This window comes from Tissierellales bacterium (genome assembly GCA_035301805.1).
GTDB lineage: Bacteria > Bacillota > Clostridia > Tissierellales > DATGTQ01 > DATGTQ01.
On sequence record DATGTQ010000280.1, the window covers coordinates 1 to 9,126 of the forward strand.

The following is a 9,126-nucleotide window of genomic DNA, read 5'->3' on the forward strand; positions in this document are numbered from 1 at the left end:
TAATAACACTTTTAAAGCTTTTGCATAGACTGTTAAAGAGTTAAATAATTTTAGTCTATTAGGAGGTGTTACTTTTGACTGAAAACAAACCTGGTGGATTACTTAATGGCTTACTTGGCGGAATGGGAGGCGACGACTCGTTATTGTTGATCATCTTAATAATTTTCCTCTTCTCTGGCTCAATGTTTGATAAAAGATATTAGTATAAAAACCCCATTAGACCTTAACTAATGGGGTTTTTATACTAATATCTTTCTACATATTTCGTTTTATTTCATACTTCTCTTTTAATTCATTAGTCTTATCTAAATATTTCTCTTGTTGCTTTAGTCCATTAACTAATTGAGAAACTTGACTTTTTGCTTCCTCTAATGATTTTACACCAGCTTCTTTTTTGTCTACGACTTTTATTAAATGGTACCCAAATTGAGTTTTTACTGGTTCACTTAACTTTCCGATTTCCAATTCAAAAGCAACCTTTTCAAACTCTGGAACCATTTTCCCTTTAGTAAACTCTCCTAAATCTCCACCATTAGCTTTTGAAGGACATTGGGAATACTTGCTAGCTGCATCTTCAAAAGATAAACCATTATTTAATTCATCAAGTATTTTATTAGCCTCTTCCTCTTCTTTTACTAATATATGACTAGCCTTAACAGACTTTGGTTTCGTAAACTCTTCTTTATGATTATTATAATACTCAGTTATTTCCCCTTCAGTAACTGAAACATTAGATAAAAGTTTATTAATAGCATATTGTTTCAATACAACGGATTTAACTCTTTCCAATTCCGCAATAAATTCTTCATCTTCATTTAAATTATTTTCAATAGCATCTAAATAAATTACCTCTTGATTTACTAATTCATCTACAATTTGTTTCATTCCTTCTGGTGACTGAAATTGTGCTGCAGTTTGTGGTCCTAATTCATTTAAAAATCTAAATACATCTTGTTGAGTTATTTCTTTTCCTTCAACTGTTGCCAAAACCCTATCTTGACTCATAATAAAATTCTCCTTTATTCATTATTTTCAATTTAAGTGCATATAAAACGTATCACATAGAATTTTCCTTGTCAACAGATCCACCTTAAATAGATAAAATAATAAATAATATGGAGTCTGTAGTAAGCTACCTTCAATGAATTTAGCTTTTATCAATATAGATAACCTTTGTCGATCTTTTTCATAAAATAAAAAAACCCCCTTCCGGGAGCTTTTTATATATGAATTGGTTTATCTATTGCACCAAAAGCAGCTTCTGCCATGATCTCTGAAAGAGTAGGATGAGGGTGTATAGCCTTTGCTATATCATAAACTGTTCCTTCAATTTGCATAGCCACTACAGCCTCGGAAATCATATCCGTAGCATTAGATGCCATAATGTGAGTTCCAAGTATTTCTCCATATTGATTATCAGATATAATTTTTACAAAACCTAATGTCTCACCATCTGCTAATGCCTTTCCATTAGCAATTAACGGAAACTTGCTTACTGTAATATCATGGCCCTTAGACTTTGCTTCTTCTTCTGTCATTCCGACACTGGCTAGCTCAGGAAATGTATAAACTGCTGAAGGAACAATATTATAATTTAAGGTACTTTCTATTCCCATAATATTTTCTGCTGCTACAATCCCCTCAGCAGAAGCAACATGGGCTAAAGCATATTTACCGTTTAAATCTCCAATGGCATATACCCCATCTATATTAGTTTCCATTCTATTATTAGTCCTTATAAACCCTTTGGAATCCGTTTCTAAATTCAAATTTTTCATCTCTGATAAATCCGGTTTCACTCCTAATGATACAAGGTATTTATCTCCTTTAAATACTTTTTCTTTACCTCTATGTTCTATAACTACTTTTTCTTCAGTTATAGATTTTAATTTCGTGGAAGTTAGTATATTTATGCCTTCCTTCTTTAAATGTCTCTCCAAAGTTCTAGCCATTTCTTCCTCCACTGATGAAAGTATACGTTCTGACCTCTGTATTAAAGTTACATTTGATCCTAAAGCATTAAATAATGTGGCAAATTCTACTGCTATAACTCCACCACCAATTACTACTAAGTCCTTAGGAATTTCTTCTAATTGTAGTGCACCTTTACTATTTATTATTTTTCCAGTTTTCAGTGTTTCCTCTAGACCAGGTATTGAAGGAACTGATTCTCCTGCACCTATTCCTATAATCATATTTTTGCCAGTTATAGTTTCACCATTAACTTTAATTTGATTCTTATTTAAAATAGTTCCCTTCCCTTCGTAAAGATCAATCTTATTCTTTTTAAATAATGTATATATACCAGATACTAATTGATTCACTACTTTATCTTTCCTTTTTAAAAGTAAATTCCAATCAACTTTTACTTTAGATTCATCAATGCCTACAATACCAAATTCTTTTCCTCTTAACATATCTTTATAAAGTTTAGCGGTTTTTAATAAAGTCTTTGTAGGAATACATCCCCAGTTTAAACATACCCCTCCCAGCTTATTTTTTTCTACTACTGCTACTTTGCCCCCTAGTTGAGCTGCCTTAATGGCAGCTACATAACCTCCAGGGCCTCCTCCTAAGACAATAAGATCATATTTATTCATCTCTTCACCTTCTTCCCTTCCTATGATTTCATTAATAATATTTCCGGTTCCATAAGGGCTTGAGATAGGATATTTAGAAATCGGGCTCCACTAGCTCCATCAATTATTCTATGATCATAAGAAAGTGACAGAGGCAATACCTTTTCAATTGCTATTTCTCCATCCTTTACAACTGGTTTTTCAACAATACGCCCTATACCTAAAATTGCCGATTCAGGATAATTAATAATTGGAATTCCAAATAGTCCTCCAATAGAACCATAATTAGTTACAGTAAAAGTTCCTCCTCTTAGTTCCTCAATTAAAATTTCATTATCTTTAGCTCTACTACTTAAATCATCAATTTCCTTAGCTATTTCAATTACTGATTTTTTATCTGCATCCTTAAGCACTGGCACCATTAAACCTCTTTCTGTATCTGTGGCAATACCAATATTGTAAAAATATTTCAATACTAATTCTTCTTTCTCTTCATCTAAAGAAGAATTAAATTCAGGATATTCTTTCAATGCTATAATAATCGCTTTGATAATAAAAGGTAGATAGGTTATATTAATACCTTCATCTCTTAATACATTTTTATATTTCTTTCTAAACTCATAAAGATTTGAAACATTTAATTCATCCATTGCAGTTGTATGAGGTATTGTAAATCTAGAGTTAGACATTTGCTCTGCAATAGTTTTTCTAATTCTAGTAAGTGGAATTCTTTCAATCTTTCCGTCTTGTTCATCTTTCTCATCTGCTATATCTACATCATATTTCACAGGTTTTTCCCCAGATATATTATTTTTAAATTGCCTTATATCTTCCTTCATAACCCTTCCATTTGGTCCTGTACCTTCTACCATATTTATATCTACATTTAAATCTTTAGCTAACTTTCTTGCAACAGGTGTAGCCAATACTTTCTTCCTTTTCCCTGGTTTCGAAACCGGGATTTGCCCTTCTGTACTAGCTGGTATTTCCTCAGATGAAGCTATAATATCACCTACTACTCCTGCCGTTTCTTCTTCCTCTGGAGAATCATCCCTTTCAACTGTTTTTTCTACTTCTTCTACTTTGTCTTCTCCACCGTCCTCTGAATCTATTGAAATTATAACGAAAATATCACCTACATTTATAACTCCTCCTTCTTCAAATTTCAATTCTAAAACTTTGCCTGTTTTTGGAGAAGGTATTTCTGTAGTAACTTTATCTGTTTCTACTTCTGCAACAGAGTCTCCTTCTTCTATATTTTGCCCTTCTTCCACTAGCCATTTTACCAAAGTACCTTCTGCAATACCTTCACCTATATCTGGAAATTGAAATTCAAATCTCATAAAATATCCTCCTCTCTTAAAATTCTACTACTTCTTCAATTGTCTTAGCAATTCTTTCAGGAGATGGTATATAATGCATCTCCCCTCTTGCTAATGGGAAAATAGTATCAAATCCAGTTACCCTAGTAGGAGGTGCTTCTAAATATAAGAAAGCCTTTTCATTAATAATAGAAACTAACTCTGCTCCCACTCCTAAGGTTTTTGGAGCTTCATGAACTATTATAGCCCTTCCAGTTTTCTTCACCGATTCTATAATAGTCTCTCTATCTATTGGAGAAATAGTCCTTAAATCTATAACCTCTGGGTTAATCCCCTTATCTTCTACTATTTTACTTGCTAATTGCACATCCCGTACCATGGCCCCCAAGTAATAATGGTTATATCTTCCCCTTCTTCTATTATTTTTGCCTTTCCAATAGGAATTTCATAAGCATTCTCTGGGACTTCTTGTCTGAAGGCTCTATAAATACGCTTTGGTTCTAAAAATATAACTGGATCTGGTTCTCTAATAGCTGCTATAAGAAGGCCTTTTGCGTCATAAGGTGTAGATGGAATTACAACCTTTAATCCTGGTATATGGCCATATAATGCCTCAGTACTTTCCGAGTGATGTTCTAGAGCCCTTATTCCTCCACCATAGGGAGCGCGAATTACCATAGGAACACTTAAACTACCACGAGTACGATTACGCATGCGGGAAACATGACTTATTATTTGATTAAAGGCCGGATATGAAAAGCCCATAAACTGCAGTTCAACTACAGGTTTTAGTCCATTAATAGCCATTCCAACACCTGTACCTACAATTGCAGATTCTGCAAGGGGAGTATCAAAGGCCCTATCTTCTCCAAACTTTTCTTGAAGCTCAACTGTAGCTCTAAAAACTCCACCTTCTACACCGACATCCTCACCATAAACTACTACAGTATCATCTAGTTCCATTTCATTCATAAGAGCTTGATTAACCGCCTGAACTATATTTAAAGTATTAGCCATTATTTTTGACCTCCTTCTAAAAATTCTTTATAATCTTCAAGTTGCTCTTCTAATTGTGGAGGCATAGTCTCATATTGATATTTAAATATATCCTCAATTTCTGTATCTGATTTTCCTTCAATTTCTTCAAATATTTTTCCTACTTTATCATTTAGTTCTTTCTTTATTTTTTCTTCCCACTCATCATTTATTAATCCTTTTGCCAATAAATATTTCTTAAACCTTAATATCGGATCTTTTTCCTTCCACTCTTCTACTTCTGCATCTTCTCTATATTTAGTAGGGTCATCAGAAGTAGTATGAGCACCTAATCTATAGGTATAAGCTTCGATTAAGGTTGGTCCTTCACCATTTCTTGCTCTATTTATTGCTTCTTTAGTAGCAGAGTACATTGCAAATATATCATTACCATCTACTAAAATACCTGGCATACCATAAGCAACAGCTTTTTGTGCAATAGTCTTACTAGCTGTTTGCCTATGTCGTGGTAATGAAATAGCGTATTGATTATTTTGTACAATAAATACTACAGGAACTTTAAAAACAGAGGCAAAGTTCAAAGCTTCATGGAAATCCCCATGAGAAGTACCTCCATCCCCTACATAAGTCACCACAACATTATTTTCCTTCTTAATATTATTAGCCATCCCAATACCAGTAGCATGTTGAAATTGAGAAGAAATAGGTACAGAAACTGGCAATACCTTCATATCAGCTTCTAAATGACTACCAAATTCATTTCCATACCAATAAAGATAAATCTTTTCAAGAGGTACACCACGAATTAACAATGCACCTAGTTCCCTAAAAGAAGGAACTAACCAATCATCTTCTTCCATAGCATAGGCACTACCTACTTGGGCAGCCTCTTGACCTATATTAGGAGCATAGGTTAACATTCTTCCCTGTCTTTGATAAGATAATGCTTTCTCATCAATAATTCTTGAATATATCATAGTTTTATAAAGATATACTAATTGCTCATCATTAAGAGAAGGAAGATCCTCTGGGAGAGTAATCTGACCATTTATGTCTAAAATATTATATTGTTTATCTTCAAACTCATTATAATTTTCAAAACGCATACTTCTACCTCCTTATTATCAATTCTTTATTGATAATGATTCTCATTATCTTTCTTATTTTATATCTATCCAAAGTTTGTATAATTAAACATATTAATATTATGCGGAGAAAGTATTTAAAATACACATAAAAAAATCTTGTAATCATTAGATTACAAGATTCTTACTTTGCCACTATGCTTTTCATATATTTCATATATATATATAACTATCTTTTTTCCTCTTCAATAGAATGAATAATATTTATGGTTTCCTGTATTACTTTTTGGTTATAATTTTTTCCCCCAATTTTTTCAATTTCTATATCAGGTTTAGTACCCATGAAGTTTGAAGTACCATCTTCATTAAAACCCATTTCACCTTCAAATCTAACTATAAGACCACTGTTTGGTAAAGAAATAAATATTGGATTAACCCCTATTCCACCACCATTAGTTGTATAACCCACTACTGTAGCCACATCAGCTTTTTTACAATTATTTATTAATTTGTCTGCAGAAGAAAAATTTTTTTCATTTACTAATAAAAAAACTTCTCCATCAAATCCTATTGAATGCTCACTTAACAATTGGTGCTCCATACTAATATAATACTTAAAATCTTTCTTTATTTCCTTAGGTAATTTATCATAATAAGGGCATTTATCTATATCTTCCTTTGTAAAACCAGAAAATAATTCCGATTCAAGAAACTGATTCAAATATTCCCCACCCCTTACCAGATAATGGTTTTCGATTTTCTTGTCCTCATTTAACAAAGACAAAAACATTTCATTCCAATAGAAATCATTACCTCCGACATTATCCATAATATCTATTATTAAATATGGATAATCCTTAACGCTTTTCAAAAAATTTATAATTTCTTCAGTTGAATCTATAGAAAAAGATTTTATTTTTAAATATGCTATTTTTTCATCTTCTATAATTTTAGTGATAACATTATCTATATCAATACTTTTCGAAAACTCTTCTAGTTCAATTTTATATTCATCTGGAAATTCTTCTTTAAACACCTCATACCAATCTCTATATTTTTTCTCTGCTGATAACCAAATATCAATCCAAGGCTTAAGCTTTTTATATATATTGTCGTTATCTTCTTTATTTTCTCTATAATCATAAAACATAGAATAATAAGAATAATAAAATGCAGGTGATATAACATCCGCATGTGAATCATCAAGAAAACTCAATGTATAATTTAACTCATTAAAGAATTCCATATTACTTTCTGTTTTAATTATTCTATCTTCAAAATGTTCTTTATACTTAAGCCAATCAATACCATGTAATTTCCTTACTTCATAAAAATGGGGATAATTTTCTTCGAATATATTATACATATATCTAAAATCCTCTAGCTTTTCTTCTGTAGTTAATTCTTTTAATTTGTTTGTATTATTGTAAATAAAAGCAACTAAAATTAATACTATAGCTATAATAAGTATAATTAGTATCTTTTTATTCTTCATGTTGAACATACTCCTTATTTATTAAATTTCTGCGTTATCACTCAAAGGTGTCACTTTTGAAGAATATGGTTGTGGTTCACAGTATGATCCGTTGCATTGACATGATCTTAAATAACAACCACATGCATCTACATGTCCACATCCAACATTAGGAAATGTAAAATCCTGTTTATTAACTAGGTCTATCAAAATAACACATCCCTTCATTCAAAAGGGTATTTATTTAAACTAATTAACACTATTAAAAATGAATTCTTTATTTTTACTCATATTCAAATCAATTATGTCATCCGCTATATTTAAAAATTCTTTATTATGAGTTATTATTAGAATAATTTTATCTTTTTTGACCGTTTGTATAAGATAACTTAGCTTTTGTACACTATCAGTATCTAGAGCTGATGTTGGCTCATCTAAAATTATTACATCTGGTCTTTTTAAGAAAGTTCTTATTAAAGATATTTTCAGTTTTTATCCTCCCGATATATTTTTAGCCGCCTCATAGATATTTGTATCTATTCCCTGGTTAAACTTATCCATCTGTAAGTTTAATTTTTCCAAAAGTTTTTCAATTTCTTCATAATTATAAGTATCTATTCCATAGGTTATATTATTGAAAATTGTATCATTGATTAATTTAGGTTCTTGTTCACTAATTCCTATGAATTTTTTTCTAATGGAATACATATCTAGTTTTTTAACATCTGTTGAATTATAAAATATCTCACCAGTATAATAATCATTAAAGATTCCTAAAATTAAATTTATAAGGGTGCTTTTCCCAGTTCCATTTTCTCCAACAATGCAATAGACTTTTCCCCTTTCAAATTTATAATTAAAGCTATCTATTATATTTTTATGATCATCGTATGAAAAAGAAACATTATTAAGTTCAATAGTATCTATCCCATCCATCTGTATTTCTCCGTTTATTTCTTTCTGTTCATCCAGTATCTGTTCTAATCTATCATGAGAAACTAAAGCATCCTGGTATGACTTCCCTAGATTTAAAAAATAACTTATACTGTCCATTATCATAGAGAAATAACTATTAATTATGGTAAATTGTCCTATAGTTAAATTTCCATTTAATATCTCAAGACCACCAAAAAAGAAAATAATTATTCTAGCTATAGTCATTGTCATAGAACTACTACTAGAAAAAACATAAGATATTTTTGTATGCTTTAATAATGAAAAAAACATCCTCATGAAACTACTATCAAGTTCGTTTTGTGCTTCCTTAAAAGTTACATTTTTTTAATTAAATTAATGTTTTGTAAGTGTTCATTCATTTTTGAAAAAACTTATTCTGTTTTTCTTTTAGGTCATATCCTTGCTTATATAATGGTTTTCTAAATGCGAAATACAAAAATACATATACTGGAATAAGGGGTATTAGAACTAAAGTCAGTTTCACATTAATTTTTATAGATACATATGTTAAAAATATAATAGTTAACGCATTGGTTATTACTTCTAAAATATTTCCTAAAACAAATGATATAACAGTATTACTGTCAGCATTTATTCTTTGATTTAAATACGTACTATTTGTAGCTTTGAAATAAAGTACAGGTAATTTTACTACATGGTTTAATACGTAAAAATTTAAATCAATCATAGCTTTTTTTTGAATCTTTACATAC

Annotated in this window: 10 protein-coding genes; 1 reads left to right on the forward strand and 9 read right to left on the reverse strand. The window is 30.6% G+C overall.

Going from position 1 to position 9,126, the window contains the following annotated elements; genetic code table 11:
* The first annotated feature begins 74 nt into the window (after window positions 1-74).
* The gene (locus VK071_13740) at window positions 75-203 is read left to right on the forward strand and encodes a hypothetical protein (protein HLR36376.1); all 129 of its coding nucleotides are present in this window, start codon (window positions 75-77) and stop codon (window positions 201-203) included.
* 52 nt (window positions 204-255) lie between these two features.
* Here VK071_13740 and VK071_13745 read toward each other — a convergent pair whose 3' ends face one another.
* The 9 genes from VK071_13745 to VK071_13785 all read right to left on the reverse strand — a co-directional run.
* Window positions 256-1,005: a peptidylprolyl isomerase gene (locus VK071_13745; GenBank protein HLR36377.1), complete on the reverse strand. Its 750-nt coding sequence runs from the start codon at window positions 1,003-1,005 to the stop codon at window positions 256-258.
* Between the two features lie 215 nt (window positions 1,006-1,220).
* A complete protein-coding gene (lpdA, locus tag VK071_13750) occupies window positions 1,221-2,600 on the reverse strand; it encodes a dihydrolipoyl dehydrogenase (protein HLR36378.1) in 1,380 nt (459 codons plus the stop codon).
* Window positions 2,601-2,620: 20 nt separating this feature from the next.
* Entirely contained in the window at window positions 2,621-3,922 is a 1,302-nt protein-coding gene (locus VK071_13755) for a dihydrolipoamide acetyltransferase family protein (protein HLR36379.1), read from the reverse strand.
* 16 nt (window positions 3,923-3,938) lie between these two features.
* A complete protein-coding gene (locus tag VK071_13760; GenBank protein HLR36380.1) occupies window positions 3,939-4,280 on the reverse strand; it encodes a transketolase C-terminal domain-containing protein in 342 nt (113 codons plus the stop codon).
* The gene (locus VK071_13765) at window positions 4,259-4,918 is read right to left on the reverse strand and encodes a hypothetical protein (GenBank protein ID HLR36381.1); all 660 of its coding nucleotides are present in this window, start codon (window positions 4,916-4,918) and stop codon (window positions 4,259-4,261) included. The genes VK071_13760 and VK071_13765 overlap by 22 nt, the downstream gene beginning before the upstream one ends.
* Window positions 4,918-6,003: a pyruvate dehydrogenase (acetyl-transferring) E1 component subunit alpha gene (pdhA, locus tag VK071_13770; GenBank protein ID HLR36382.1), complete on the reverse strand. Its 1,086-nt coding sequence runs from the start codon at window positions 6,001-6,003 to the stop codon at window positions 4,918-4,920. Before pdhA ends, VK071_13765 begins: the two co-directional genes overlap by 1 nt.
* A gap of 208 nt (window positions 6,004-6,211) precedes the next feature.
* Complete coding sequence (locus VK071_13775; protein ID HLR36383.1) at window positions 6,212-7,477, reverse strand: S41 family peptidase; 1,266 nt, start codon at window positions 7,475-7,477, stop codon at window positions 6,212-6,214.
* A gap of 471 nt (window positions 7,478-7,948) precedes the next feature.
* Window positions 7,949-8,683, reverse strand: coding sequence for an ABC transporter ATP-binding protein (locus tag VK071_13780; GenBank protein HLR36384.1), 735 nt, complete (start codon window positions 8,681-8,683; stop codon window positions 7,949-7,951).
* 85 nt (window positions 8,684-8,768) lie between these two features.
* Window positions 8,769-9,126 (reverse strand): ABC transporter transmembrane domain-containing protein (locus tag VK071_13785; protein HLR36385.1); only part of this gene is annotated, 358 nt, incomplete at its 5' end.

Excerpts from the sequence above, each read along its gene's own strand:
- VK071_13745 (HLR36377.1), bottom strand. The coding sequence starts at position 1,005 with ATGAGTCAAGATAGGGTTTTGGCAACAGTTGAAGGAAAAGAAATAACT.
- lpdA (HLR36378.1), bottom strand. The coding sequence starts at position 2,600 with ATGAATAAATATGATCTTATTGTCTTAGGAGGAGGCCCTGGAGGTTAT.
- VK071_13755 (HLR36379.1), bottom strand. The coding sequence starts at position 3,922 with ATGAGATTTGAATTTCAATTTCCAGATATAGGTGAAGGTATTGCAGAA.
- VK071_13760 (HLR36380.1), bottom strand. The coding sequence starts at position 4,280 with ATGGTACGGGATGTGCAATTAGCAAGTAAAATAGTAGAAGATAAGGGG.
- VK071_13765 (HLR36381.1), bottom strand. The coding sequence starts at position 4,918 with ATGGCTAATACTTTAAATATAGTTCAGGCGGTTAATCAAGCTCTTATG.
- pdhA (HLR36382.1), bottom strand. The coding sequence starts at position 6,003 with ATGCGTTTTGAAAATTATAATGAGTTTGAAGATAAACAATATAATATT.
- VK071_13775 (HLR36383.1), bottom strand. The coding sequence starts at position 7,477 with ATGAAGAATAAAAAGATACTAATTATACTTATTATAGCTATAGTATTA.
- VK071_13780 (HLR36384.1), bottom strand. The coding sequence starts at position 8,683 with ATGTTTTTTTCATTATTAAAGCATACAAAAATATCTTATGTTTTTTCT.